The 25567-nt window shown below is 63.3% G+C and carries 25 protein-coding genes; 9 read left to right on the top strand and 16 right to left on the bottom strand.

The window, feature by feature from the left end; genetic code table 11:
• The first annotated feature begins 184 nt into the window (after nt 1-184).
• A complete protein-coding gene (locus VWZ85_RS13620) occupies nt 185-895 on the top strand; it encodes a DUF4167 domain-containing protein (RefSeq protein WP_416588757.1) in 711 nt (236 codons plus the stop codon).
• A 141-nt stretch (nt 896-1036) separates the two neighbouring features.
• Here VWZ85_RS13620 and rsmA read toward each other — a convergent pair whose 3' ends face one another.
• The 6 genes from rsmA to lptF form a co-directional block, all read right to left on the bottom strand.
• Nucleotides 1037-1882 carry a 16S rRNA (adenine(1518)-N(6)/adenine(1519)-N(6))-dimethyltransferase RsmA gene (rsmA, locus tag VWZ85_RS13615; protein ID WP_416588754.1) on the bottom strand — a complete coding sequence of 282 codons (846 nt, stop codon included), beginning with the start codon at nt 1880-1882 and terminating at the stop codon, nt 1037-1039.
• Between the two features lie 85 nt (nt 1883-1967).
• Nucleotides 1968-2972, bottom strand: a complete 1005-nt coding sequence (gene pdxA, locus VWZ85_RS13610) for a 4-hydroxythreonine-4-phosphate dehydrogenase PdxA (protein WP_416588751.1) — start codon at nt 2970-2972, stop codon at nt 1968-1970.
• Nucleotides 2969-4237 carry a peptidylprolyl isomerase gene (locus VWZ85_RS13605; protein ID WP_416588749.1) on the bottom strand — a complete coding sequence of 423 codons (1269 nt, stop codon included), beginning with the start codon at nt 4235-4237 and terminating at the stop codon, nt 2969-2971. Before VWZ85_RS13605 ends, pdxA begins: the two co-directional genes overlap by 4 nt.
• Nucleotides 4222-6408: an LPS-assembly protein LptD gene (locus tag VWZ85_RS13600; RefSeq protein ID WP_416588747.1), complete on the bottom strand. Its 2187-nt coding sequence runs from the start codon at nt 6406-6408 to the stop codon at nt 4222-4224. The genes VWZ85_RS13605 and VWZ85_RS13600 overlap by 16 nt, the downstream gene beginning before the upstream one ends.
• 1 nt (nt 6409) lies before the next feature.
• Nucleotides 6410-7513 carry an LPS export ABC transporter permease LptG gene (gene lptG / locus VWZ85_RS13595; protein ID WP_416588744.1) on the bottom strand — a complete coding sequence of 368 codons (1104 nt, stop codon included), beginning with the start codon at nt 7511-7513 and terminating at the stop codon, nt 6410-6412.
• Nucleotides 7510-8661 (bottom strand): LPS export ABC transporter permease LptF, encoded by a 1152-nt coding sequence (gene lptF / locus VWZ85_RS13590; protein WP_416588741.1) that lies wholly within the window; start codon nt 8659-8661, stop codon nt 7510-7512. The genes lptG and lptF overlap by 4 nt, the downstream gene beginning before the upstream one ends.
• Before the next feature lie 226 nt (nt 8662-8887).
• Here lptF and VWZ85_RS13585 point away from each other — a divergent pair, with 226 nt between their 5' ends.
• On the top strand, nt 8888-10363 hold the full coding sequence (locus VWZ85_RS13585) for a leucyl aminopeptidase (protein WP_416538948.1): 1476 nt from the start codon (nt 8888-8890) through the stop codon (nt 10361-10363).
• Nucleotides 10364-10383: 20 nt separating this feature from the next.
• Nucleotides 10384-10848, top strand: a complete 465-nt coding sequence (locus tag VWZ85_RS13580; RefSeq protein WP_416546167.1) for a DNA polymerase III subunit chi — start codon at nt 10384-10386, stop codon at nt 10846-10848.
• Between the two features lie 32 nt (nt 10849-10880).
• Here VWZ85_RS13580 and VWZ85_RS13575 read toward each other — a convergent pair whose 3' ends face one another.
• The 3 genes from VWZ85_RS13575 to VWZ85_RS13565 form a co-directional block, all read right to left on the bottom strand.
• Nucleotides 10881-11462: a retropepsin-like aspartic protease family protein gene (locus VWZ85_RS13575; protein WP_340545880.1), complete on the bottom strand. Its 582-nt coding sequence runs from the start codon at nt 11460-11462 to the stop codon at nt 10881-10883.
• Between the two features lie 69 nt (nt 11463-11531).
• Nucleotides 11532-12155: a MarC family protein gene (locus VWZ85_RS13570; protein ID WP_416588737.1), complete on the bottom strand. Its 624-nt coding sequence runs from the start codon at nt 12153-12155 to the stop codon at nt 11532-11534.
• A complete protein-coding gene (locus VWZ85_RS13565) occupies nt 12152-14005 on the bottom strand; it encodes an ABC-F family ATP-binding cassette domain-containing protein (RefSeq protein WP_340545878.1) in 1854 nt (617 codons plus the stop codon). Before VWZ85_RS13565 ends, VWZ85_RS13570 begins: the two co-directional genes overlap by 4 nt.
• A 257-nt stretch (nt 14006-14262) precedes the next feature.
• Here VWZ85_RS13565 and ndk point away from each other — a divergent pair, with 257 nt between their 5' ends.
• On the top strand, nt 14263-14685 hold the full coding sequence (gene ndk / locus VWZ85_RS13560) for a nucleoside-diphosphate kinase (RefSeq protein WP_340545877.1): 423 nt from the start codon (nt 14263-14265) through the stop codon (nt 14683-14685).
• 116 nt (nt 14686-14801) lie between these two features.
• Here ndk and VWZ85_RS13555 read toward each other — a convergent pair whose 3' ends face one another.
• From VWZ85_RS13555 to VWZ85_RS13545, 3 genes are all read right to left on the bottom strand, one after another.
• The gene (locus VWZ85_RS13555) at nt 14802-15308 is read right to left on the bottom strand and encodes a DUF4112 domain-containing protein (RefSeq protein ID WP_416588736.1); all 507 of its coding nucleotides are present in this window, start codon (nt 15306-15308) and stop codon (nt 14802-14804) included.
• A complete protein-coding gene (locus tag VWZ85_RS13550; RefSeq protein WP_014874958.1) occupies nt 15301-15471 on the bottom strand; it encodes a YqaE/Pmp3 family membrane protein in 171 nt (56 codons plus the stop codon). Before VWZ85_RS13550 ends, VWZ85_RS13555 begins: the two co-directional genes overlap by 8 nt.
• A 69-nt stretch (nt 15472-15540) precedes the next feature.
• Entirely contained in the window at nt 15541-15882 is a 342-nt protein-coding gene (locus VWZ85_RS13545; protein ID WP_416542151.1) for a TfoX/Sxy family protein, read from the bottom strand.
• A gap of 239 nt (nt 15883-16121) precedes the next feature.
• Between VWZ85_RS13545 and VWZ85_RS13540 the strand changes: the two genes are divergently transcribed.
• A complete protein-coding gene (locus VWZ85_RS13540) occupies nt 16122-17480 on the top strand; it encodes an alginate biosynthesis protein (protein WP_416588735.1) in 1359 nt (452 codons plus the stop codon).
• Nucleotides 17481-17590: 110 nt separating this feature from the next.
• Here the strand turns inward: VWZ85_RS13540 and VWZ85_RS13535 are convergent, their stop codons facing one another.
• From VWZ85_RS13535 to VWZ85_RS13525, 3 genes are all read right to left on the bottom strand, one after another.
• Entirely contained in the window at nt 17591-19348 is a 1758-nt protein-coding gene (locus VWZ85_RS13535) for a SulP family inorganic anion transporter (protein ID WP_416588734.1), read from the bottom strand.
• A 143-nt stretch (nt 19349-19491) separates the two neighbouring features.
• Nucleotides 19492-19704, bottom strand: a complete 213-nt coding sequence (locus VWZ85_RS13530; RefSeq protein ID WP_340545873.1) for a DUF2892 domain-containing protein — start codon at nt 19702-19704, stop codon at nt 19492-19494.
• 179 nt (nt 19705-19883) lie between these two features.
• Nucleotides 19884-20552 (bottom strand): Crp/Fnr family transcriptional regulator, encoded by a 669-nt coding sequence (locus VWZ85_RS13525; protein WP_416538943.1) that lies wholly within the window; start codon nt 20550-20552, stop codon nt 19884-19886.
• A gap of 315 nt (nt 20553-20867) precedes the next feature.
• Between VWZ85_RS13525 and VWZ85_RS13520 the strand changes: the two genes are divergently transcribed.
• Genes VWZ85_RS13520 through VWZ85_RS13510 form a run of 3 tightly spaced genes read left to right on the top strand, consistent with a single transcriptional unit; the run spans nt 20868 to nt 23487 of the window.
• Entirely contained in the window at nt 20868-22292 is a 1425-nt protein-coding gene (locus tag VWZ85_RS13520) for a cytochrome ubiquinol oxidase subunit I (protein ID WP_416588732.1), read from the top strand.
• A gap of 14 nt (nt 22293-22306) precedes the next feature.
• Entirely contained in the window at nt 22307-23311 is a 1005-nt protein-coding gene (gene cydB / locus VWZ85_RS13515) for a cytochrome d ubiquinol oxidase subunit II (protein ID WP_340545870.1), read from the top strand.
• The gene (locus VWZ85_RS13510; protein ID WP_416588731.1) at nt 23308-23487 is read left to right on the top strand and encodes a hypothetical protein; all 180 of its coding nucleotides are present in this window, start codon (nt 23308-23310) and stop codon (nt 23485-23487) included. The genes cydB and VWZ85_RS13510 overlap by 4 nt, the downstream gene beginning before the upstream one ends.
• Nucleotides 23488-24048: 561 nt before the next feature.
• Here VWZ85_RS13510 and VWZ85_RS13505 read toward each other — a convergent pair.
• On the bottom strand, nt 24049-24663 hold the full coding sequence (locus VWZ85_RS13505; RefSeq protein ID WP_340545868.1) for a response regulator transcription factor: 615 nt from the start codon (nt 24661-24663) through the stop codon (nt 24049-24051).
• A gap of 350 nt (nt 24664-25013) precedes the next feature.
• Here VWZ85_RS13505 and VWZ85_RS13500 point away from each other — a divergent pair, with 350 nt between their 5' ends.
• Nucleotides 25014-25538 (top strand): molybdopterin-dependent oxidoreductase, encoded by a 525-nt coding sequence (locus VWZ85_RS13500; protein ID WP_340545867.1) that lies wholly within the window; start codon nt 25014-25016, stop codon nt 25536-25538.
• Nucleotides 25539-25567: the final 29 nt, after the last annotated feature.

Below are 25567 nucleotides of genomic sequence, written 5' to 3'. Positions count from 1 at the left end.
AGCACCGATAATCGCCTGGACCCCCTTGTCTGAAAGGGCGGAACATGATTACTCAAAGAAGTCGCTTTAGGGTGAGGTAAAGAATACCTCCCGGCGACATCAAGCCCAAAATGGTCGATGATCCGGCGCAGAGGCGCGCTGGTATGGATCCACGACAAATACAATCAAGGCTGACGTTAGGCATATGAGATCGTCCAAATCACGTTCGCGTTCCAAGTCGAACCGGAACCGCCCAGCAGGCGCAAATGTTGTCAACCGCGTGTTCGACAGCTCCGGCCCCGAAGGCAAGGTACGCGGAACGCCGCAACAGATCATCGACAAATACAATCAGCTGGCGCGCGATGCCCAGCTGAGTAATGATCGCGTTGCCACCGAGAATTTCCAACAGCATGCTGAGCATTACCTGCGCATGCTGAACGAAGCGCAACGCGAAATTGATGCGCGTCGCGAAGAGCAGGAACGCCAGAACCGCGAGCGTCAGGCTGAGCGGGACCGTGAACGCGCAGAGCGTCTGGAGCGCCAGGAACGCGAGGCGGGCAGCCGCTCCGACGATCCGTCCGCCGCGCCCCAGCCCGACGTGATGGATCCGCGCGATGGCAATGGTGACAGTGGCCTGGTGGAAACACCCGAGAGCCGCGATCAGTCCGCCGCCGACAGCGACGGCGACAGCAAACCGGCAAAGCCAGCAGCGCGCAAACCGCGCAGCCGCAAGCCCAAAGCTGAGGGCGACAAGCCTGACAGTGGCTCGACAGATGAGGCAAACGCGGACGCGCCCAAAGCGGACGCCGATGCCCCGGCAGCAGATGGGGCCGCGGCACCGGAACGCAAACCAGCACCCCGGCGCAAGCCCAAGCCGAAACCCACGGCTGAAGACGCTCCCGAAGCGGCCGAATGATCCGCAGACCGGTCGTTCGACCGGATCGACGAATACAGGGATAGATAAAAAGCCCGGTCTCAGCTGAGACCGGGCTTTTCTCTTGTCGGTCACATTGCGGACAGCCTGGGATGGATGTTGTTGCCTGTCTGGCGTGGCTGGTCAGGATTCGTTCTTCAGGCTTCGCGCCAGCGCGCAGAAGGCTTCCAGCCCGACCTGTTCCGCCCGCTCGGTTGGTGGAATGCCCACCGCCACAAGGTGATCCTCAATATCGGGGCTCACGCTCTTGAGACTGGCGCGCAGCATCTTGCGGCGCTGGTTGAAGGCGGCGGCCACCACCTTGTTCAGGGTGCCGGCATCTGCCGGATACTGGGGTGCCTCCAGCGCTTTCAGATGCACCACCGCGCTATGGACCTTGGGTGGCGGGCTGAAGGCCTCCGGCGGCAGCGCCAGCACGATGCGGGCATCGGCGCGCCATTGCGCCAGCAGCGCCAGTCGTCCATAGGCCTTGCTGCCGGGCTGCGCGACGATCCGTTCGGCGACCTCGCGCTGGAACATCAGCGTCAGGCTCTGCCAGAAGGGCGGCCAGGCCTTTGGTGTCAGCCAGCGCACCAGCAGTTCGGTGCCGACGTTGTAGGGCAGGTTGGCGGCGATGCGGATGGGCGGTGTCAGATGGGTGAGCGGGTTCACCTCCAGCGCGTCACCTTCGATGACCTGCAACCGGCCCGGATAGGCCGCGGCCACCTCTGCGAGTGCGGGGATGCAGCGGCTGTCCTTCTCCACCGCCAGCACGCGCCGCGCGCCTTCGGCCAGCAGACCGCGGGTCAGACCGCCGGGACCGGGACCGATTTCCAGCACGTCGCATTCGCTGAGGTCTCCGGCCTGGCGGGCAATTTTTGCCGTCAGGTTCAGATCCAGAAGAAAATTCTGCCCCAGCGATTTGCGCGCCGAGAGCTGGTGGGTCTCGATCACCTCACGCAGGGGAGGAAGGGAGTCGATAGCGCTCATATCATCTGTACCTTGGGACGGGGCGCAGCGGCTGCGCCTTAGATTTTCATGCCTCCGGCGGGGATATTTCCGGCCAGAAGAAGTTTCAAGTGCTGCTGGCCGCGTTCGGGGTCCGGCGCTGCGCCATGGATTGCGCCAGCCGCAGCGCCTCGATCAGGCTGGAGGGGTTGGCGATCCCCTGACCGGCGATATCGCAGGCAGTGCCGTGATCCGGCGAGGTGCGGATGAACGGCAGCCCCAGCGTGACATTGACGCCGCGATCGAAATCAAGCGTCTTGATCGGGATCAGCGCCTGATCGTGATACATGCAGATCGCCGCGTCATAACGCGCGCGTGCAGCGGCATGGAACATCGTGTCGGCAGGGTGCGGCCCAGAGAGCGTATAGGCGCCGCCCTGCATATCGGCAATCAGCCCGCGCATCCAATCCAGCTCTTCGTGGCCCATGGCGCCATCTTCACCGGCATGGGGGTTCAGCCCGGCAACCGCAATCCGGGGGTGGGCCAGGCCAAACTGGTCCCGCAGCCCCTGCGCGGTGATTTCAATCGTGCGGCGCAGGCCGTCGGCCGTCAGCTGCTGCGGGACCTGTGACAGGGGGATATGGATGGTGGCGGGCACCACTCGCAGCTCCGGGCTTGCCAACATCATGACGACATTTGGCGTGCCGCCCAGATGGGCGAGAAACTCGGTATGGCCGGGGTAGGCAAATGCGGCGCCGTCAATCAGCGCCTTCTTGTGGATCGGCGCGGTGCAGAGCGCGCTGGCCTCGCCGGATTGCACCAGCGCGACACCGGCCTCAATGGCGCGGATGACACCGGCGGCATTGTCGGGGTTGAGCTGTCCGGGCACGGTTGGGGCGGCAAAGTCGACCCGCAGCACAGGCACAGCGCTGGCACTGACATCGACGGCCTCAGCGGCATTGTCGATCTCTTGCCAGTCTGTTCCCGTGGGCAGGTGTCGCGGATCGCCCAACCACAGGAACGGGCAACTGTCGCGCAAGTCCTGCCAGGCTTTGACCGCCAGTTCCGGGCCGATGCCCGCCGGTTCCCCACAGCTGAGCGCGATGGGCAAGGGGCGGGCAGGGCGGCTCATTCTCCGCTGATCCGCGCGTCGGCTTTCAGCTGTTCCAGAAGGCTGTCGGCAAAGGCGCCGAGCCGTTGCTGGGTCAGCGCATTGCCGACGCTTTCGCGGCTGGCTTCGGCGTTCACTTCAGCGGTGCGGCCACAGAGCATCAGCAGCATCAGGGTCTGGCCATTGTTGCGGGTCAGCGCCAGCGAGGTCTCATTGGGATCGAGCTTGGCAAGTTCAATGGCGATATCCTGCGGGATCTCACCCGGCGCCAGGGTCTCGCGGTCCAGTACAGAGGGATCCTGACCCTTGGCCACACCGTAGAGATCATCGCAGCTGTCAACCGCATTGACCACCTTGGTGCCAGCGGCCAGCGCCTCGGGGGTGCGGCCTCCGGGCAGATAGTAGGCCGCGTATTCGATGGCGGCGTAGCTGGGTGCGGCGCCGCTGGTTTCGCGCAGATCACGCAGCTGGAACAGGGCAACCGCGCCATCCAGCGGCAGCGGCGCAGTGACTTCACCGGGGCGCAGCGCCAGGACGACCTGTTGCAGCTGGGGGGGCAGGTTGGTCAGCGGCATCCAGGGCAGCCGTCCGCCGCTTTGCCGGGTGGCCGTGGCCGAATATTGCTGCGCGGCCTGCGAAAACGCGCCGGTGGTGGTGATCCGGCTGACCTGTTGGGCGATATCCTCGACCTGGGCGGCATTCTGCGCGTTGATCGGCATGATCAGCTCGGACAGGAGCACCTCGACACCACCGGAACCGGCAAGCCCCATGGCGCGGTCGATCTCTTCCTCGCTGGGGCGGGCCTGTGCCAGATAGCGAGCGGCAACATATTCTCGCCATGCGATGCCGACGCGGGTGAAATCGCGCAGGGTTTCAGGCGCCACGCCATTCTGACCCAGCACATTCAGGAATTCCTGCAGGCTGAGATTGGCGCGGCCGGCCAGTTCGGTCATACCTGCGACAATTTCTTCTTCGGTCGGCTCGATCCCGGCCTGGGCCAGAACGTCGAGTTTCAACCGGTCCTCGATAAGGTCTTCGCGGGCTTTTTCCAGCGGATCGCCCGGATCGCGCAGCAGGGTCAGGAACCGGGCGCGCTGTTGCAGCTCGTAATTTGTGACCACTGCGTCATTCACCGTCACCGCCGGGGCAAACAGCCCCTGTGCCAGGGTGGCGGGGGCGGGGGCGAAGATCACCGCCGCTGCCAGCGCCACGGCTGTTGCGGTCTGGGTCAGTCGCTGAACGAAGGGGGCCGCATCTTGGGGCCGGAAACTCAGGTGTTTTTGCATGATCGCCTGTACTTCTTGCTGCCGCTGTCCACGGAAAACCCGTTTAACGCGATGGTAAAGCCGAAATCCGTTGTCGGCTCAACACTTGTTGTCGATGTATAGCGTCGGTTGACCGAAAGATCGACCGTCACGCATTCGTTGGAATAGACCAGCCCGAGGCCTGCGCGGGTGGCCCGGGCGTCAGAGATGTCGTAGCGCAGATTGGCGCTGGCGGTCCAGCCGGGGCTGACCTCATAGGCACCGTCGAACCAGAGTTCGGAGACCTCCTCGGCGCGGCCTTCGGCGGGATCGGTGCCCAGCCACATATAGGTGCCGGTCAGGCGGCTGCGGTCGGTCATCCAGTCGCCGCGCACCTCCGCCTTGGAGAAGTTGAGTGAGCCGTTCAACAGGCCCCGCGTGGTGATCGCCAGATCGTCGTTCAGTTTCAGCTGCGCGGCCATCAGGAGGTCGGAGGAGGTGCCGCCGAGGCCGGAGCTCTTGGTGAACCGACCATCGTCGCTGTCGCGGAACACCTGCCCGATGGTGGCAGAGGCCTGCCAGCCACTGGGCGAGAACCGCGCCCAGTTCAGCCCGAAAGCCACCGTCACCCCGTCCTCGCGCGCATCGGTGGCCGGAAACCGCGACAGATCCAGCAGGTTGCCCCGGTCGAACTCCACGAAATTGCTTTCGTCGTTGGGGACAGCGGTATCGCCGGTATCAGTCCAGCCGATCTGCAGGATCGGTTCCAGAAACTGCGTGGCGCCGGGCTGCTCCCGCCGGGTCATCGGCAGGCGGAAGGTGAGCGCGCTGCGTGGGCTGAAGCGCGAGGTGTTGTTGGCAAAGACATCGTCGTCATAGACCGCAAAGGCATCCGCCGCAGCGCCCAGCGACCAGTCCGCCACCAGCCCGTTGGCAAAGCGCCAGCTGCGGTGCCAGTCCACATCAAATGTCGCCCGGCCAATATCGCGGCCGCCCGGATCGGTCAGGTTGCCCCGGATGTCGGAGGTTCGGTTATGACCGTGGGTTTCCAGTGACAGGCGCAGCTCGCCGCCGATCTGCGTCGGGAAAAACCGCCGTTCATAGTAGAGGTTGCCGACGGAGGACGGGATCAGATCCTGATTTTCGCTATCGCGTAGTGTCTTGTAGGAAATCGCGCTGGCGCGGAACAGGCTGTCGCGCTCGACCTTGGTCACCACAACCTCGGAGCGGAGACGGTCCAGATCACGCAGGCCGTAGTCGACCAGATAGGCATCATCCGACACCGTCTTGAGATCGAACCGCAGCTTGAACGCATTGGGCAGGTCAAAGGTCCCCTCGGCAAAGACATAGCCGCGATCCTCGCCCCGGTAGAGCTCATCCCGGGTATAGGCGCCGTTGATTTCGATCTCGCCACGGCGGAAGGCCTGACGATAGCGCATGTCCAGCGTCCGGGTACGCGACGACAGGTAGGGCGACAGCGTCAGGTCACGATGTGGGCCGATGGTCAGGAAATACGGCAGTTTCACCCCGGTGCCGAGGTTCGAGGTGGTGCGGATCGACGGAATCAGAAATCCATTGGCCCGCTCCAGCGTCGGGTCGGGCAGGCGGATGCCGGGGAAATAGAACACCGGCGTGTCCAAGATCCTCAGCTGGGCGTTCTCCAGATAGAGCTGGCGCTCCTGCTGATCGTGGGTGATCCGCTCGGCCCGGATCTGCCAGAGCGGCGGCCGCCCGTCGGTGCAGACATGGCAGGAGGTGACGGCGGTTTTGTAAAGCTGCGTGTAGCGGCCGCCAACGCGGGTCATCTGCAGGGAGGCCAGTTGCAGCTGCTGCTGAAACACCATGCGCGCGCCGACCAGCAGGCCATTGCGCAGATCCCGGTCCAGCTCGGCAGCATCAGCCAGAATGGTGATGTCGCCGCCTTCGTCGATGCGAATGGGGCCTTCGATCTGCAGGGCGCCTTGGGTCTGATCAAAAGTGATCTTCCGCGCCCGGAGCCTGACATCGCCCTGGAACGCTTCGACATTGCCTTCGGCCACCAGGGTACGATCCGGGGTGATGAACAGCTGGTCTGCCACCAGAATTGCGGGCGTATCAGCCGATTGCGCAGCGGCGCCGGGGCGGGCGCTCTGGGCATGGGCGACATCGCTCAGCGCCAGCTGGCCAACCGCCAGCCAGGGCAGAACCGTCGAGAGTAGCAGGGCGCGGCGCATGTTATCCGTCCTCGGCATGTAAGAGTAACCCCATCGTCAGCAGGATCGCCGCCACCGGCGGTGCCCAGCCGGCCAGCGCCACGGGGATCTGGCCGTTTTCCCCCAGGATCTGGGCGAAATTGCGCAGGAAATAAAGCCCGAACCCCAGCAGCACCGCTGTCAGAACCGCCAGACCGGTGCCGCCAAACCGCGCATGGCGCATGGTAAAGGCGGCGCCAACCAGCGCCATGGCGATCAGAAACAGCGGTCGCGCCAGTTCCACCTGCAACCAGACCTCATAGCGCTTGGTGGAGAACCCGGCCTCGGACAGCTCGCGGATCGTGGCCGGCAGATCGTAGACGGAGATCCCGGTCGCAGTGCCCAGCGTGTCGCGAATCCGCTCCGATGTCAGCGTGGTCGAGAGGCGCAGTGTCGGGTGCCGCTCGGCGTTGGTCTCGGGGTTCACACCCACGATGAGCGGCCAGACCTTGGCCTTGGTCAGCACCCAGTCGCCGCCATCCAGCGTCGCCTGTTCCGCAAGCGTCTGGCGGATCGGGCGGCCTTCGGGGCCGTAAGAAAGGATCGTCACATCATGGAGCGTGATATCGCCGGTATCGCCGCTGTAGCCGGTGGCGTGGATGACCGATTGCCCCAGCGCGCCGCCCTGCCGCAGCCACAGGCCCTCACCGGTAAGCGACAGCGCCGCCGGGCCGCCGTTGCGGTAGGTCTCCGCCAGATCGCGGTAGCGGTTGGAGGTCGCCGCCACGATCGGGTTCAACGTGCTGACAGCCAGCACCCCGATCAGCGCCGCCAGCAGCACCGGAGCCGCCAGCGCGCGGATGCCCGAGCGGCCAATGGCGCGGGTCACCACCAGCTCGCTGCTGCGCGCCAGCCCGATGAATAGCACGATGGTGGTGAGGATCATGATCAACGGCAGAAATTCACTCAGCGCCGCAGGAGTATTGAGCAGCGTCAGGCCGAACAGCTGACCCAGCGACAGGTCCTGCGCCTCAAAACGGCGGATCTGCTCATTCAGGTCGATCAACATCACAAGCGTTAACAGGACGCCGCAAATCACTGCAAACCATTGCAAAAAGCGGCGCGCGTAATACAGGTCCAGGGTCATGTGGCGCGCTCCCTGCGGGTTTGGCGGCTATGGCGCCGCCGCGCCAGCAGCGGTCCCAGCGGCTTGGCCGCCAATTGCAGAAACGCCAGCCCGACCAGCAGCCCGATCAGCGTCGGCAGGTAGATCAGCGGCCAGAAATCGGCGTTGTGCAGCACCGGCTCGGAGACCACGCCGCGCAGCCCCTCGACAAAGATCAGTAGCACAAATGCAAGAAGCGCCTGCCGCCAGACCCCAAATCGCGAGAAACCGCCCAGCATCAGGGAGGCAAAGCCGATCAGCACCACAGCGACACAGACCAGGGCACGGGCAAACCGCAGGTGCAGCTCTTCGGCCAGCGCGCCGGCACTATAGGGGCCATCGGCGATCAGCTTCGGCATCTGGCGCAGCAACTCAAGGCTGGGGATGGCGCGGATATTGCGGGTCTTTTCTTCAGCTTTGTTGGCAAGGCTACTGATATCATAGGAAAAATCGGAAAAAATGGTGGAAGAAAGGCGCTGGGTCTCAGCGTCGATACGCTGTGACATGCCATCAACCATCACCAGATGGGTCCTGTCGTCGTCGCGCACCAGATAGGCCTTGCCGCCGGTATAGGTGACGCTTTCTGCCGGGTTGCGGCGATCGGACAGGAACACGTCATTGAGCGTCCCATCGGGGTCAATCCGACCAATGTAGAAGGTGACGCCGCGCGCCGGATGCAGGAAATCACCCTCGCTCAGCAGCTTGGCTGTCACATTGCGGGCGACCTCGGATTCGCGCTGCTCCAGCGTTGCGATGGAGGCAGGCAGCAGAACATGGGTCAGGATCGACATCATCAGCGCGGTGATCAGGCCAAAGGCCAGCGCCGGTTTCGCCATCTGCCAGGGGCTGGTGCCGGTGGCCCGCAGAACCGTCAGTTCGCTTTCGCTGTTGAGCCGGTTGGTCACCCAGACCGATGCGGCAAAGGCCGCAACCGGCAGCACCATACGCACCAGATTCGGCAGGGCAAGGGCGGTGAATTCCAGGAAAACCAAGGCCGACTGCCCGTCGCCGATCAGCCGGTCAAACAGCACCACCGCGCGGTTGATCCAGAATACGGCCACCAGAATCAAGGCAAAGAACCCAAAAAACAGCAGGTATTGGGACAGCACATATCTGTCGTATCGTGACACGCGATCCCCCCAGATCCTACTGCCCTTGTTTTGAGGAGACCTTAGAGGATTTGTTGGCCGGGGAAAACTGCATTCTGCGGACGCGCGACAGTCGGCCGGTGGCCGCCCCCTAGCCCGTTCGGCGCATCCTTCGACGGCGGTCAAACCATATCTGGCCCTAGTCATTGTCGCACAGGCAGGCTACCTGTTGGGGATTGAGGAATTGACCCTGACAGGAGCCCCGCACATGCGTCCGCTGACCCCTACACGTTTTGTCGAATTTGATCCCAAGACCCTCTCCGAGATTGAGGGCCGTGTGGTGGTTCAGATCACCCCGGAGGGGACATTGGGGCAGGCAGCGCGCACGGCAAACCGGCTGACCAAAGGGGCGCTGGCACGTCTTGTTGAAGCAAAGGGTTTTGAGAAGACCAAGGCGGGCGATGTGATTTCGCTGGCTTGGCCCGCTGGCATGAAAGCCGAGGCGCTGGATATTCTGGTCACCCCGCGCAAGATCAGCGCGATCGAGGCGCGCAAGGCCGGCGCTAAGCTGGCCGCGCGCAGCGATGGAAAATCGGTGACGGTGATGGCAGGCTCCATGCCACGCGCTGCGGATCTGGCGCTGGGGATGGCGCTGCGCGACTATCGCTTTGACGATCACAAGACCGGCGACAAGACCCCCTCCGACGCTGAGGTGGTGATCGCCCATAAATCCCCCGCCGATGTCGAGGCCGCCTATGGCCCGCTGGCAGCCGTGGCCGAAGGTGTCCACATGACCCGCGATCTGGTCAATGAGCCTGCCAATGTGCTGACCACCACCGAATTTGCCAATCGGCTGGCGGAGATGGAAAGCCTCGGACTGAAGGTTGAGGTGCTCGACGAGGACCAGCTGGAAGAGCTGGGCATGCGGACGCTGCTCTGCGTGGGGCAGGGGTCCGACAGCCCGTCGAAAGTGGTGGTGATGCAGTGGAACGGCGGCGAAACCGATGCCGCACCGCTGGCGCTGGTGGGCAAGGGCGTGGTGTTTGACACTGGCGGCATCTCGCTGAAACCGGGCGCGGGCATGGAAGACATGACCATGGATATGGGCGGTGCCGGCGTTGTTGCGGGCACCATGCGGGCGCTGGCCCTGCGCAAGGCGAAAGCCAATGTGGTCGGTCTTGTCGGGCTGGTCGAAAACATGCCGTCTGGCAATGCGACCCGCCCGGGCGATGTCATCAGATCCATGAAGGGCGACACCGTCGAGGTGATCAATACCGACGCCGAGGGGCGCTTGGTTCTCTGCGACGTGATGTGGTACGCGCAGGAGCGCTTCAAACCGGTGGGCATGATCGACCTCGCCACCCTGACTGGCGCCATTATCATCGGCCTTGGCCATGAAAACGCGGGCGTCTTCTCCAATGACGACACCTTCTGCAACCGCTTCCTGAAAGCCGCCGAAGCCGAGGGCGAGGGCGCCTGGCGGATGCCTCTGGGCAAGGCCTATGACGACATGCTGAAATCGCGCATTGCCGACATGAAGAACATCGGTGGCCGCCCGGCCGGGTCGATCACCGCCGCGCAGTTCCTGCAACGTTTCGTCAAGGAAGACACCCCCTGGGTCCATCTGGATATCGCAGGCGTCGCCTCGGTCAAGACAGACACCGACTACGCCCCCAAAGGCGCGACCGGCTGGGGCGTCATGGCGTTGAACCGGCTGGTGCAGAATATGTTCGAGACGGACTGAGACAGGCAGAGATACAGACCATGGGGGCGGCCTATTTCTACCATCTGACCCGGCGTTCGCTTGAAGAGACGCTGCCGGTCCTCCTCGACAAGGCGCTTGGCGCCGGGTGGCGCATTGTCGTGCGCGGGGTGGACCTGCCGCGGATCACGCAGCTGGACGAACGGCTGTGGCTTGGGCCGGAGGAGCAGTTTCTTCCGCATGGTATTCTCGGCGGCCCCCATGATGCGCTTCAGCCCGTTCTGCTCAGCCATGAGACGACGCCGGTGCCCGGCACCAGCTGCCTGATGGCGGTGGATGGCGCCGAGGTCACTGCGGAGGAGGTTGCCGCGCTGGAGCGGGTCTGCATTCTGTTTGACGGCACCAACCCGGACGCGGTGGCCCGCGCACGGGTGCAGTGGAAATCCCTCACCGATGCGGGATGCTCAGCGCAATATTGGTCCGAAGAGAGCGGGCGCTGGGAGAAAAAGGCCGAGAAAACCGCCTAGGTATCAACCCGCGAAGGGGGGCGGCGCTGGCCTCAGCGCGTCAGGATCAGCGATCCGTTGCGGATCTCGATGCTGGACCAGCGTTGCAGGTAATCCATTCCCAGGAGCGACTGATCCATCTGCCCCTCGTTCACCGAAAGCGTGATATCGCGGTCGGTGATGCCGCCCAGCGACATGCTCTTGACCGTGGCCAGCGCAGTGCGCACCTCGCCATTGGCGGTGCGCGCCCGTCCCAGATAGGCAAGGCTTTCGGGATCAATGCCAACCCGCCGCGCATCCTTTGCATTCAGCACCACGGCGCTGGCGCCGGTATCGACCAGGAAGCGCACCGGCACCTCGTTGACATCGACGGTCAGATAATAATGCCCGTCGCGCGCACGCGGCACATCCACGCGCCCCTCGTCGCGCATCACCACCTGCTGCGGCTGCACCGTGCTGCGGATGTCCTCCCACAGGCCGTAACCGGCTATCACGCCAAGGAAGATGAACGCCCAGATCGCCAGCTGCTGCACGGTTTTGCCCAGCCCCTGCCGGTTCTGCACAAACACCCAGGAGCCAACCGCGACCAGCAGCAACACCAGATAGATCAATCGTGGAGTTTCGATGCCGTCCAACCTGTTTCTCCTGCCTTGCGCCGATCTCTCCCCTCAATATGGGGAGGCACCCGGAAAGTTTCGAGAGGCTCAGCCCCCGGCAAATCCAAAGGCCTGCAACCCGTCCAGCACGAATTGCACCGACAGCGCGGCCAGCAGCATCCCCAGCAGCCGTGTCACAACAGTAATGCCGGTCTTGCCCAGCAGCCGTTCAAACAGGCCTGAGAACAGGCACATCAGCAACAGGATGCACAGCACTGCAAAGACCACCGCCATCACCATGGCAAATCCGGCAAACCCCGGCTGCTGACCGGTCAGCAGGATCACCGTGGCAATTGAGCCCGGCCCGGCAATCAGCGGGATCGCCAGTGGAAAGACCGAGGGATCGTCAAAGTCATCTTCCTCGCTGCGGTCCTCGCGCCGCTTGTTGCGACGTTCAAACAACATGTCGAGCGCGGTCAGGAACAGCAGAACGCCGCCCGCGATGCGAAAGGCGGCCATGGAAATCCCGGCAAACCCCAGCACCGCCTCGCCAAAGGCCGCAAACACCGCCAGCAGCACCGCAGCGGTGATGGTAGAGCGCAGGGCAATCGCCCGCCGCTGCGCTGGCGTCATGCCCTGGGTCAGCGCCAGAAAGATCGGCGTCAATCCAATCGGATCGACAATCACGAACAGCGTCACAAAGGAGGTGATCAAAAAGGCGGTATCAATCATAGCGCTTCTGCCTTTTCCAGTTTTTCAACCGCCTTCAGCCACAGATCCTCTGCCCGGTCCTGCGCCTCCATCACCTCGGCGTATTTGCGTTGCCAGACCAGCGCCTCATCCTTGCGATCTTCGTCATAGAGGGCAGGATCGGCCAGTTTCTTGGCCAGTTTGTCGCGCATTTCGCTGACCTTCTCCAGCCGTGCCTCGCCTTTGCGCACCTCGGCGCGCAGCGCCTGTAGCGCATCGCGCGACGGGCGTTTGGGCTTTTCCGCCTTGGCCTTGGATTTGCCCGCCGGTTTGTCCCGTGTAAGCAGCAGATCGCGGTAGGAGGGCAGATCGCCCTCATAGGGTTTCACCGTGCCGCCGGAGACCAGCCACAGCCGGTCGGCAACAAGGCTGAGCAGGTGCATATCGTGGCTGACCAGAATGACCGCGCCGGAATAGGCGGTCAGCGCCTCCACCAGCGCCTCGCGGCTTTCGATATCCAGGTGGTTGGTCGGCTCGTCGAGGATCAGCAGATGCGGCGCGGGCAGGGTGGCCAGCAGCAGCGACAGACGCGCCTTTTGCCCACCAGAGAGGCGCCCGACCTCGGTATCCGCCTGATCCGACCCGAGACCAAAGCCTGCCAGCCTTGCGCGCAGACGGGCCTGGCCCTCATTGGGGCGTTCGCGTTGCAGATGCTGCAACGGGGTTTCGTCAATATGCAGCTCATCGACCTGATGCTGGGCAAAAAAGCCGATCCGCAGCTTGCTGGACTGGGTCATCTTGCCCGTCATTACATCCAGCCGGCCCGACAGCATCTTGGAGAGGGTGGATTTGCCCTCACCGTTTTTGCCCAGAAGCGCAATGCGGTCGTCCTGATCAATGCGCAGGTCCAGCCGACTCAGGATCGTGGTGCCGTCATAGCCCACCGATGCGCCCTCGGTGGCGATGATCGGCGGCGACAGTTCTTCGGGTTCGGGAAAGGTGAAGACCGTGCGCGCGGCGTCTTCGGGCGCGCGGATGGTCTCCATCTTCTCCAGCATCTTGACGCGGCTCTGCGCCTGTTTGGCCTTGCTTGCCTTGGCCTTGAACCGATCGACAAAGGCCTGCAAATGCGCCCGGCGGGCGTCCTGCTTCTTGGCCTGTGCCGCCTGATTGGCGCGGTTGGCAGCGCGCTGGCGGGCAAACTGATCATAGTTGCCGGAATAAAACGTCAGCCCGAGATCTTCGAGATGCAGGATGCCATTCACCGAGCGGTTCAGCAGCTCGCGGTCGTGGCTGATGATGATCACGGTGTGCGGATACTTGACCAGATAGGCCTCCAGCCACAACGCGCCTTCCAGGTCCAGATAGTTGGTCGGCTCATCGAGCAGCAGCAGATCGGGCTGCGAAAACAGCACCGCCGCCAGCGCGACCCGCATCCGCCAGCCACCGGAGAAATCCGAACAGGGGCGCTGCTGCGCCTCATAGTCAAACCCCAGCCCCTTCAGGATCGAGGCGGCGCGCGCTTCGGCGGACCAGGCGTCGATATCGGCAAGGCGGGTCTGGATTTCGGCAATCCGGCCCGGATCCTGTGCGGTCTCGGCCTCCGCCAGCAGCTCGGCGCGCTCGGTATCGGCGGCCAGCACCGTATCGATCAGCGACACACCCGAGGCTGGCGCCTCCTGCGCGACACCGCCAATGCGCGACCGGCTGGGCAGCGAGATGCTGCCGGATTCCAGCGAGAGCTCATTGCGGATGAGGCGGAACAGGGTGGTCTTGCCGGTGCCGTTGCGGCCCACCAATCCGACCTTGTGGCCTGTGGGGATCGTGGCGCTGGCGCCATCGAACAATAGACGGCCTTCGACCGCATAGGAGATATCGCTGATACGTAACATGGCAGCGGTGTGACCCAGTGACCCGGTGCTGTCAATTGGCCTCAGGGCGTCCAATGGGCCAAAGCGTGCCGCGATGCGTCCGAACGGACATATATGTCGCGACTCTGGCCTGCTACTTTGGCCCGCCGATGGCCCGCACGGGGCAGCGGCAGTGCAACAACCCCCCTTCCCATGGCGCGCAAGCCATGCTAGGCGGCGCGCGAAGTTTCCGGTCCCGGGAGGTCCATCCCGCGACCCAAATTGCAGGAGTATGCCAAATGGCTCTGGAACGTACCTTTTCGATCATCAAACCCGATGCAACCCGTCGCAACCTGACCGGCAAGATCAACGCGAAGTTCGAAGACGCAGGTCTGCGCATCGTCGCGCAGAAGCGCATCCACATGACCAAAGAGCAGGCCGGCGTGTTCTACGCTGTCCACGCTGAGCGTCCCTTCTACGACGAACTCTGCGAATTCATGTCCTCCGAGCCGGTTGTTGTGCAGGTTCTGGAAGGTGAAAACGCCATCGCGAAAAACCGCGAAATCATGGGCGCGACCAACCCCGCAGACGCGGCTCCCGGCACCATCCGCGCCGAATTCGCCGAATCCGTCGGCGAAAACTCCGTTCACGGGTCCGACGCACCGGAAACCGCAGCGGTTGAAATCGCCTATTTCTTCTCCGGTCTGGAGCTGGTCGGCTAAGCCACCGCTGTTTCAGCCTGACCAAAATTGGAAAAGGCCGCTCCGGATCATCCGGCGCGGCCTTTTTCTTGCGGTCAAGGGTATCACATGGTCATGATGCCAGTAAGCGGCAGCGATCAGCCGTGGCGCGGCTCTGCGGCCGGGCGCGCGCGGCCCGCGTGCAGCCGACGCGGCAGATCACGGGCGGCCTTCAGTGTTCTGCGGGTTGGGGCGTTGATATGGTCAAACCCCCTGCGGGCCAGCCGTTTGGCCAGAGGCTCGCCCGCCATCGTCTTTTTTTCGAGATGCCGCCTCAGCAGGGCAACATTGCGCAGGTTGGCCTTCCAGCCGATGTCGAAAATGTCACCGATCAGGGGCACGGTGCCGATCAGCGCGTCGATGCCGATGTTGCCGACCATCCGCACCAGCGTCCCGGATGAGGCCCCCATGCGATAGCCCGAGAGCACGATATACCCCGCAGGCGCCAGCGCCAGCGCGTCGCCGACGCCGGGGACCAGCCCCAGGATACTGTCCCAGCCGATCCGCGTGCCGATCACCGGCAGGCGAAATGCGCGGTCCATCCCATGGGCCAGCCGCTCAAGCGATTGCAGGCGGTCTTCCTGCGGGATCTGCAGGTTAGGCATGCTGCGGCTCCCGCGCGATGACCCAGACGGCATGGACGATACCCGGAATGTAGCCAAGCAGGGTCAGCAGGATGTTCAGCCAGAAATGCTTGCCCAGACCGACCTGTAGAAAGACGCCCAGCGGGGGCAGGATGACGGCGGCGATGATGCGGATAAGATCCATGAGAATTCTCCCGGATGTGCGGTTGCTGTTGCGAGGACAACGCGCATCATTCGGCAAATGTTCCCGGATTCAGCGCCGTTCGATCACGCCGATCTCGTCCAGCGCCCGTTCCAGTGCCGAGCGATTGGCATCGAAACTGCCCGCCTTCAGCGCATCGAACCGCTTTCGCAGCGCCGCCTTCTCCGCCCCCTTGCAGTCGTTCCAGGGCCGTCCCTGAAGCGCCATCACCAGAACATAATAGCCGATGAAATGCGGTCTGTTGCCAGCCTCCAGCAGGCGGGTGTAGGCGGCATCTGCCCCCAGGGCGCGCAGCGCCTCGGCCGAGGTGATCCCTGCCTTGCGACAGGCCTCTTCAAAGGCGGGGCCGAGATTGCGGATCGACGACACAGGGGTGGAGGTAGATGCGGACATATCGGGAACATACTCAAGGCATCTCTGCCTGTCACGACCGTATTTTAAGGAAATTTGAAACATTTCTATGATGAATTGTGCCAAGGCCCAACGCTAAGGTTGTGCGGGTACTATCCTTTTTCGCGCTTCAAAACGCCCACTGGATAGAAGATCGCAAGCACCGACTTCCCTAGTGTGAGATCAACACGCCATCCCTGGTTCAAGCCAGACACGCCACGATACGCCGAAAGGAATGCAGCATGATCTATCCCATCGTTCTCGCCGGAGCCACAGACGCCGATGTCACCAATGGCGCCGACATGGTGCCGATGCACTTTGAGGATGCTGCCGGTGTCCAAAGCCGCTTCCAGACCCTGCTGTCGGCCGTTGCCACTGCCGAGTTTCACGCCCCGACCGTGCTCACCTGCGGCGCTTTTGCCGAGGTGGCGGCCACCCAGATGGAGGCGATGAAGGTCGCGGGCCAACTGCTGCTGGAGCCGGGCGCCACCAAAACCGCTGCCGGCACAATTGCAGCGCTGCACAGCCTGAAGGCGGCTGCCGACAGCCTGGTGCTGATCCTGCCTGCGGATCAGGATTTTGACGATGCGGATCAGCTTCAGGATGCTCTGGCTCAGGGGATGCAGGCGGCCCAGAACGGCGATATCGTGATGCTTGGCGTGCAGACCGATCGCGCCTGCCGCAGCCACGGCTATATCGAATGTGCACGCAGCCTCAACTCAGAAGGCGCCACCCCGGTCAGCAGCTTCCTCGATCAGCGCAACCCGGCCTTTGATGGCTGGCGTGATCAGCCTGCCGCCAAACTCTGGAGCACTGGTATCTATCTGGCGCGGCTCGACACTTTGATGGCCGCCTACAAGAAATACGCCGCCCGCATTCTGATGCCCGCAAAGGCCGCCGCCACCCGCGGTATGAAGGTCGACGGGATCCTCGCGCTTGATGCCGACAGCTACCGTCGGGCCCGCAGCAGCACCTTCGAAAGCGCGATCCTGTGCCATGCCGCGCGCTTGTCTGTGGTCGAAATGGATGCAGGCTGGGACGAGATGTCGGCCTGGCAGGTGGAACCGGAAGTTGCCAGCGACGCCGAGTGGGAGGCCTGGTTGGCCGGCAGCGTCTCGGGCGAGGCGACCTGGTGCAAGACCATGCCGCACAGCCGCAAGGATGGCGCGCAGGGCCCCGCCGAGTTGACCCAGACCGCAACCGGTGTCAGCGACGCTGCGAGCCTGGCCAGCTGGTACGCCGATCAGCTGAGCGAGGGCGCCTCCCGCAACAGCAGCGAAATCGAAACCGAAAGCTGGGGCCGCAGCGAGACCCTCGACACCGGCGCTCATCACATTGTCAAACATCTGACCGTCTTGCCGGGGCAGAGCCTGCCGCTGTCTGTTGCGACCCTTGGCACCTACTGGCGGGTGGTCGAAGGCTCCGCGATGGTGACCTCGGATGAGCGGGTGCGGATGGTCTGGCGTGATCAGAGCCTCACCAGCGGTGGCGAAATCCAGCGAATCGACAATATCGGTATCCGTCCGCTGCGCTTGGTCGAAGTGGCCCCGGCGCGCAGTGCCAAGATGTCGAAGCGCAAGTTTGTCCAGGTGGTTGCCTGACCCGATCAGAGCGGCGCGAAAACCTCTCGCCGGTCGCAATCCGCGCATAGCTAACCGCCGAACAGCAGGCCGCGACAGTCAGCGGCCCGCTGTCTGTGTCCAGCACCAGATTATCCGCCGTGCAGCCCGGGGACTGAGATTCGCATGGCCGCATCTTTCGGGCATAGGGCTTCTATCGCGTCGTGCTGACTGAGGAAGACCTGACCGCTCAGATGCGTCAGAAAATCGCCGCGCCGCAACCGGTCCATCACCGGTCCTTTAACCTCCGACAGATGCAGGGTGACCCCCATCTCCGACAGCCGGTGCATGATCTCCTCCAGCGAGTCCAGCGCGCTCAGGTCAATGTCATTGATCGCTGAGCATTGCAGCACCACATGGTCGATCTGCGGATCATCGGCGACCCGCCGGTGAATGCAGTCCTCCAGAAATCGCGCATTGGCGAAAAACAGGCTCTCATCCACCCGCAGCGTCAGCAGGCTGGGGTGGGTTTCCACCTCGTGACGCAGGACATTGCGGAAATGCTCAGTGCCCGGCACCCGCCCGACCTCGGCAATATGCGGGCGCGAGGATTTGTAAAGATGCAGCAGGATCGACAGTAGCACCCCGGCGGTGACCCCGGCCTCGACCCCCAGCAGCAGGGTCAGCGCGATGGTGGCCAGCACTGCGGCGAAATCCGCCTTTGAATAGGCCCAGCTCCGCCGCAGGATGGAGAAATCGACCAATCCAAGAACCGCCGTGATGATGGTCGCCGCCAGGGTCGCTTTTGGCAGGAAGTAGATCAGCGGCGTCAGCGCCACGGCGGCAATGGCCAGCCCGATGGCGGTAAACGCCCCCGCAGCCGGGGTTTCGGCGCCGGCATCAAAATTCACGACCGAGCGGGAAAATCCCCCCGTCACCGGGAAACCGCCGGTAAAGGCCGCGCCGAGATTGGCGCTGCCAAGGCCGATCAGCTCCTGATCCGGGTCAATACGCTGGCGCCGTTTCGCCGCCAGGGTCTGCGCCACGGAGATGGATTCGACAAATCCAATGACCGAGATCAGCACCGCCGGCAGTATGAGCTGCGCCAGCAGCTCATGCGACAGATCCGGCAGGGTGAAGGGCGGCAGCGCCTGTGGGACGGCCCCGACAATTCTGACCCCGCGCTCCGCCAGATCCAGCCCCCAGACCGCAAGTGTCGTGGCAATCACGGCGGCGACCGGTCCGGCCTTGGTCAGGAAGCCGGCCAGCGGTGCGCCGACCCCAAGCGCACGCAGGGCGGGGTTCAGCCCATGCCGGACCCAGACCAGAAACCCCGTCGCCCCAACCCCGATCAGTGCCGTCGGCCAGTTCAGCTCAGGCAGGTTCTGTGCCAGCGACAGGAGCAGTTCGGGCAGCGTGTGCCCGTCGGCATTCACCCCCAGCACATGTTTGATCTGGCTGGTGGCGATCAACACGCCGGAGGCGGTGATAAAACCGGCAATCACCGGATGTGACAGGAAATTGGCCAGAAACCCAAGCCGCAGCAGCCCCATCGCCAACAGGATCGCGCCGGATAGCGCCGCCAGCGACAGTGCTGCAACCCCGTAGCCGATGCTGCCCTGCGCTGCGATCTCGCTCAGGCTGGCGGCCGTCATCAGCGAGACCACCGCCACAGGTCCGACGGCCAGCGCCCGGCTGGTGCCAAACACCGCATAAAGCAGGATCGGCACGATAGAGGCATATAGCCCGGCCTCGGGCGGCAATCCGGCCAGCAGCGCATAGGCCAGCGATTGCGGGATCAGCATGATCGTTACGATCACCGCAGCGATCAGATCATTGGTGAGGTTCAGGCGGCTATACGCCCGCCCCCAGGTCAGCAGCGGCACATAGCGGATCAGCAGAGGAGGCATTCAGGTCTTTCTTCGCGTGACACCGGACCGGGGGGCGGTTCGGTAGCGTTTGGCGCTCAGTGCGCTTGGCGTGATGTTGAACAGTGATCATCACGTCGGGTCAAGGGCGCGCAAGGCGCGACAGCGCCGCGCGCCGCAACCGGTCAGCGCCGACAGCTGCGCAGGCCAAGGATCGTGTAGATCGGGCAGCTGCGCGTCAGCGCCACCAGCAGCATGACACTGCCAAGCGCCACCGACAGCAGTTTCGCCCAGCCTGCGGCAAAGATGGCATAATCACTGAGAAAGGGGGCGGCGATCAGCCCAACACCGAGCATCAGCCGAATGGCCCGGTCAAGCGTACCTATGTTTCTGGTCATCTGGTCACTCCTTTGCGATGTCTCGCACCAGAAAACGCCGGTTCTGCGCAGATGTCTGTGACTAAGTCACCCTTGCTGCGCGCCACCCGCAGCCAGCCGCCAGCCTTGGGTTCTGAAGGGACGCCCCACCGGGGCGCGACGCTGACCCGCCCATGGATCAGTGCCGGATCAGTGCCGGGTCAGCGCCGGATCAGCCGCTGCAATGCCGCGCGGTCGAGGATATCGACACGGCCGCGTGCCAGTTGCACCCAGCCGCGACGCTGGAACTCCTGGATCTGCCGCGAGACCACCTCGCGCGCGGTGCCCAGATCGACCGCCAGCTGTTGATGGGTCACGGCGAGGTGATCGCCAGCCGCGGCCAGATCCAGCAGCGCCTGTGCCAGTCGCACATCGACGCGCTGAAACGCGACCTCGTCGATCACCAGAAACAGATCGGTAATCCGTTTGGAGAAGGCCGAAAACACAAAGCTGCGAAAATCAGCAGAGGCGGCGACCAGCGCGTCAAACACTGCACGGGGCAGGATGGCTGCGGTTACTGCGGTTTCGGCAATACCCTCTGCCGCATAGTCCTCATAAGCCAGCAGGCAGGCGGTGGTCAGCACGCAGCTTTCGCCCGCGTTGATCCGATACAGCAGGATCTCGCGGCCCGTCTCGGAAACCTGCTGCACCCGTACGGTGCCATCCAGCAGGAACAGCATGTTTTCCGGGGATTTGCCGGGGCCAAAGATCACCGTGCCCCGGGGCAGGCTCAACTGAGACGACTGCGCAAGAATATGCGCCTTGGTCTTGTCATCCAGTCGGGCCAAGCCGGGAAAGCGCTCTATCCAGGGGGCCTGTGCCTCGGTCATATCTGCATCTCCGTTTCTGCCTGCGCCAATGTGCCGCCGCCCGCGCTCCGCAGGTCCGGTCTGATGGGGATGGGGGAACCGGCAGGTAAATCCGCCCCTGATGGTCCTGAACCCGCGCTTGCCGCGTCGCTGCGCGAGGCCTAGCATAGCGGAATAGGCTTGGAATAACTGAGACCTGTCGCCGCGCTGCGGCTTTCTGCCACCTGCAACTTCTCCACCACGTACTAACTTCTGTGCCAATGGATCGCTCGCTCCGCCACTGTCCGGCAGGCCAGACCGAGGCGGGCGGCGCAGTTTCTAGGAAAGTGACCAGATATGTTCGATGGGCTGACAGCCGAGACACTGGCACGCATGCAATTTGCGTTCACCGTCTCGTTTCACATCATCTTCCCGGCGTTTTCCATCGGGCTTGCCAGCTACCTCGCGGTGCTGAACGCGCTGTGGCTGCGGACCCGGGACGACACCTATTACACGCTGTTCGAATACTGGAAAAAGATCTTCGCCGTTGCCTTTGGCATGGGGGTCGTCTCGGGCATCGTGATGTCTTACCAGTTTGGCACCAACTGGTCGGTGTTCTCGGACAAGACCGGCCCGGTGCTCGGGCCGCTGATGGCCTATGAGGTGCTTTCGGCGTTTTTCCTGGAGGCCGGGTTTCTCGGGATCATGCTGTTTGGCCGTGCCCGCGTCGGCGATGGGCTGCATATGTTTGCAACCGCCATGGTGGCCTTTGGCACGCTGATGTCGGCCACTTGGATCCTGAGCGTGAACAGCTGGATGCAGACGCCGGCGGGCTATGCCATCAACGAGGTGGGCCAATTCGTACCGCAGGACTGGTGGCAGATCGTCTTCAATCCGTCCTTCCCCTATCGTCTGGTGCATATGGTGCTGGCGGCCTTCCTGACCACGGCACTGGTGGTGGGCGGTGTCGGCAGTCTGCACCTGTTGCGCGACAAGACCGATGTGGCGGCGCGGCGGATGTTCTCCATGGCGATGTGGATGCTGGTTCTGGTGGCGCCGATGCAGATCGTGGCCGGCGATATGCACGGGCTGAACACATTGGAACACCAGCCCGCCAAGGTGATGGCCATGGAAGGCCATTTTGACAGCCATCCCGACGGCGCCCCGCTCATCCTCTTTGGTCTGCCCAATGCCGAGACCAAGACAGTCGACTATGCCATTGAAATCCCCAAACTCTCCAGCCTGATCCTGAAACATGACCTGAACGCACCGCTGGCAGGGCTCGATACAATCCCCGATGAAGATGAGCCGCCGGTAGCCATCGTATTCTGGAGCTTCCGGGTCATGGTCGGCCTTGGCTTTGCCATGCTCGGCCTTGCGCTCTGGTCGCTCTGGGGGCGTCTGCGCGGGCAGCTCTATGAAAACCGCGGGCTCCAGCGGGCCTCGATCCTGATGGCACCGATGGGCTTTGTTGCGGTTCTGGCCGGCTGGATCACCACAGAGGTCGGGCGGCAGCCCTTCACCGTCTACGGGCTGCTGCGCACGTCCGACAGTCTGGCACCGGTGGCAGCGCCGGCAGTCGCCGCCTCACTCACGGCCTTCATCATAGTCTATTTCTTCATCTTCGGCGCCGGAACTTTCTACATCCTGCGGATGATGAACAAGGTGCCTGCCACCCGGAACCTGGGGCTGCGCGACGGGCCGATCCGGGCCGCAGGGATCACCCCGGCGCAGCAGGTCGATCCCGATGTCACCGATGAACCCACCCCACAAGGCAACTGACAGAGGTCCTCGCTATGCTGTTTGAACTCTCCTTTATCTGGGCCGGAATCATCGCCTTTGCGGTGCTGACCTATGTTGTGCTCGATGGGTTTGACCTTGGCGTCGGGATCCTGTTCCCCTTCGCCGGTTCCGAACGCGATCGGGCCACCATGATGAACTCCATCGCCCCGGTCTGGGATGGCAATGAAACCTGGCTGGTGCTGGGCGGCGGCGGGCTGTTTGCGGTGTTCCCGCTGGCCTATGCGGTGATCATGCCGGCGCTCTACATGCCGATCACCCTGATGTTGCTGGCGCTGGTGTTTCGCGGTGTCGCCTTTGAATACCGCTGGCGCACCACCCGCTGGCGTGGCGTCTGGGACGTCGCGTTCTTTGGCGGCTCTGTTGTGGCGGCGATCATGCAGGGCATCGCGCTGGGCGCGCTGGTACAGGGGATCGAGATCGAGGGCCGCGCCTACGCAGGCGGCTGGTGGGACTGGCTGACCCCGTTTTCGCTGATCACCGGCCTGGCAGTGCTGACCGGCTATGCGCTGCTTGGTGCGACCTGGCTCTACATGAAGACCGAGGGTGATCTACAGCATCAGATGCGCGGCTACGCGCGCTGGCTCGGCGTCGTCACATTGGCGGCAATTGCGCTGGTCAGCCTGCTCACCCCGTTTCAGGACCCGGAGTATTTCCGCCGCTGGTTCAACCTGCCGGGCAGCCTGTTCAGCCTGTTGGTACCGGGGCTGGTTGTGGCGTGCAGCTACGCGCTGTTTCAGGGGCTGAAGGGCGCGCGCGACGCCCAGCCGTTTCTGGCAGCACTTGGGCTCTTTGTGCTGGGTTTCATCGGCATTGGCATCAGCTTCTACCCGTTCATCGTGCCGCCGGGTCTGACCATCGCCGAGGCCGCCGCCCCGGATGAAAGCCTGATGTTCACGCTGGTCGGCGCGGTGGTGCTGGTGCCTCTGATCCTGGCCTATACCGCCTATGCCTATTGGGTATTTCGCGGCAAGATCAACCCGGAGGAGGGCTATCATTGAGCACCTCCGAACAGCCTCCTGAGCGGGCAACCACACCCCGCGGCAGCGCCAGTCCCGAAGCAAAGGTCAGGCATCACCCACTGGGGCGGCTGCTGTGGTTTGCGGTCATCTGGTGTGTCAGCGTCGGGGTGCTGGCCTGTGTCGCGGCGCTGATCCGCTGGGCAATCGTACCTTAGGCGCGCGCCGGTTTTCTGAGTGCAAAGGCCAGCTGGGATGCAGCCAGGTCACGTCAAGTGGTCGGCCACGTCATGTAATCGACCACCGCATAGGTGCCCACCGGCTGAGGTCGCAGCTGTACCGGGGCCATCGCAGGCGCCTGCTCGCAGGATGGGCGCTGCAACAAGTGGCAGCTGCCGAAGGCGGCTTCCCGCCTACTGGCAGATCGGGCGGACACGATTCGTCGCACCGGTTTCGGGATCAACAGCCCTGCGACACAGACCTACGGCTCAGACCCGGAGACTGGTCCTGACCCGGAGACTGGTCCCGACCTGGACACCGATCCATAGCCGGACACCGATCCAGCTCCGACATAGACGCGGACCCAGAAACAGCTCCGCACGCCTGCGGCGTCTCACGACAGGCCGACCTCGCTGGGCAGAGCCAACAGTTTTCACCGGATACGTTTCACCAACCACAGGCCCCACCCATCGCAGCCCCCTCAAGATGGATCCAGCGATCATGCCCCACATAAAGGCGCAGTCATTTGTGGCGCCGAGAGCTGCCCGTCAACGCAGCCCTCAGAACAGGCCTGCTTCCTTAGCGGTGAGAGCGGCCTGGGTGCGGTTCTTGGCCTCCAGCTTGCGGCACAGCGTGCGCACATGCAGCTTGATCGTCACCTCCTGCAACTCAAGCTCGCGGGCGATTTCCTTGTTCGACAGGCCGCGGCACAGCCCGTCCAGAACCTCGATCTCGCGCGGGCTGAGTTTTTCGGCAAGCGGATGGGCAGGGGCCTCGGCCTCCTTGCGCATCAATTCAACGGGCACATAGATTTCGCCGGCGCTCATGAAGCGGACCGCGTTCAGCAGCGATTGGGCGCCCATGGTTTTTGGAATGAAGCCAATCGCCCCGGCATCCAGAGCCTCCTGAGCAGTCCGGGTCGGCGCGCTGCCGGAGATGATCGCAACCCCCTTGCCGCCATTGGCCTTCAGCGCCGTTCCCAAACCGTCCAGCCCCTGCATTCCTGGCATATTGTAATCCAGCAGGACCAGATCATAGGGGCCGTTCTCTTCGATCTCGCTCAGCGCGCCAGGCAGATCGACGGTCGAGGTTACTGCCGCGCCGCCTTCTGATGTCAGATAAGCGGAAATGGTTTCACGCACCATGTCGTGGTCGTCCGCCAATAGAATACGCATGTAAGCTCCTGCAAAGTACCGGCCTGAACGTCAGCATACCCTCAATTTGGTTGATAAAAAGTCAATTCCACGCAACCGCAGCGCGTGCAGGGGCGCCTTTTGATGTTACCCGGACTTTGTACAGGCAGGTATTCCCCGCATCATTGCGGCCGTCGAGGCATAAAATCGGCCGGAATTGCCAAAAAAATGCAGCGCTGGTTACGAATCCTATACCAAAGAATAGCAGTCTATCCGCAGGAACAGATGCTCTGGACGGCGGTTTGTGACAGGTTCGACCCAGATCAAGAATGTGCATCACCCGGTAGCGGGGCCGCAATCGGCGGAATGGCACAGGCAAAAGGATAGACGCGATGAAATACTGGCACCTCCACATTGTAGCCCTGCTTGCAGCGGTCACATTGCTCTGCGGTCTGGCCCCTCAGGACGCCCGGGCGTCCCAATCCGGCGAGACGGTTCTGACCGTTGCCGTCAAACCCCAGAACGGCGGCGATACGCAGCAGTTCGTCTTCTCGATGGATGAATTGCGCAGCCTGCCGGTCGCCCAGTTCGATACCCGCACCATCTGGACCTCCGGCGAACAGGCCTTTACCGGTGTCAGCCTGGCAGCGCTGCTGGCCCATGTCGGTGTGGATCAACATCAGGCCGGTGTCGTCGTGGCACGGGCAATCAACGATTATGCCGTGGAGATTCCGGTTTCAGACGCCACCAATGGCGGGCCAATGGTCGCCTATGAGCGCAATGGCGCAACAATGTCGGTCCGCGACAAGGGCCCGTTGTGGATTGTCTACCCCTACGACAGCGATCCGACCTACCGTACCGAGGCGGTTTATTCCCGCAGCATCTGGCAGCTTGAGGAGATCACGATAGGCGAATGACCCGAACAGGCATAGGCACAGGTCTTTCA

Origin of the sequence: Phaeobacter sp. JH20_29, from assembly GCF_048056175.1 — a bacterium.
GTDB classification, from domain to species: Bacteria; Pseudomonadota; Alphaproteobacteria; order Rhodobacterales; family Rhodobacteraceae; genus Phaeobacter; species Phaeobacter bryozoorum.
This window is presented reverse-complemented; position numbering and strand designations above follow the sequence as displayed.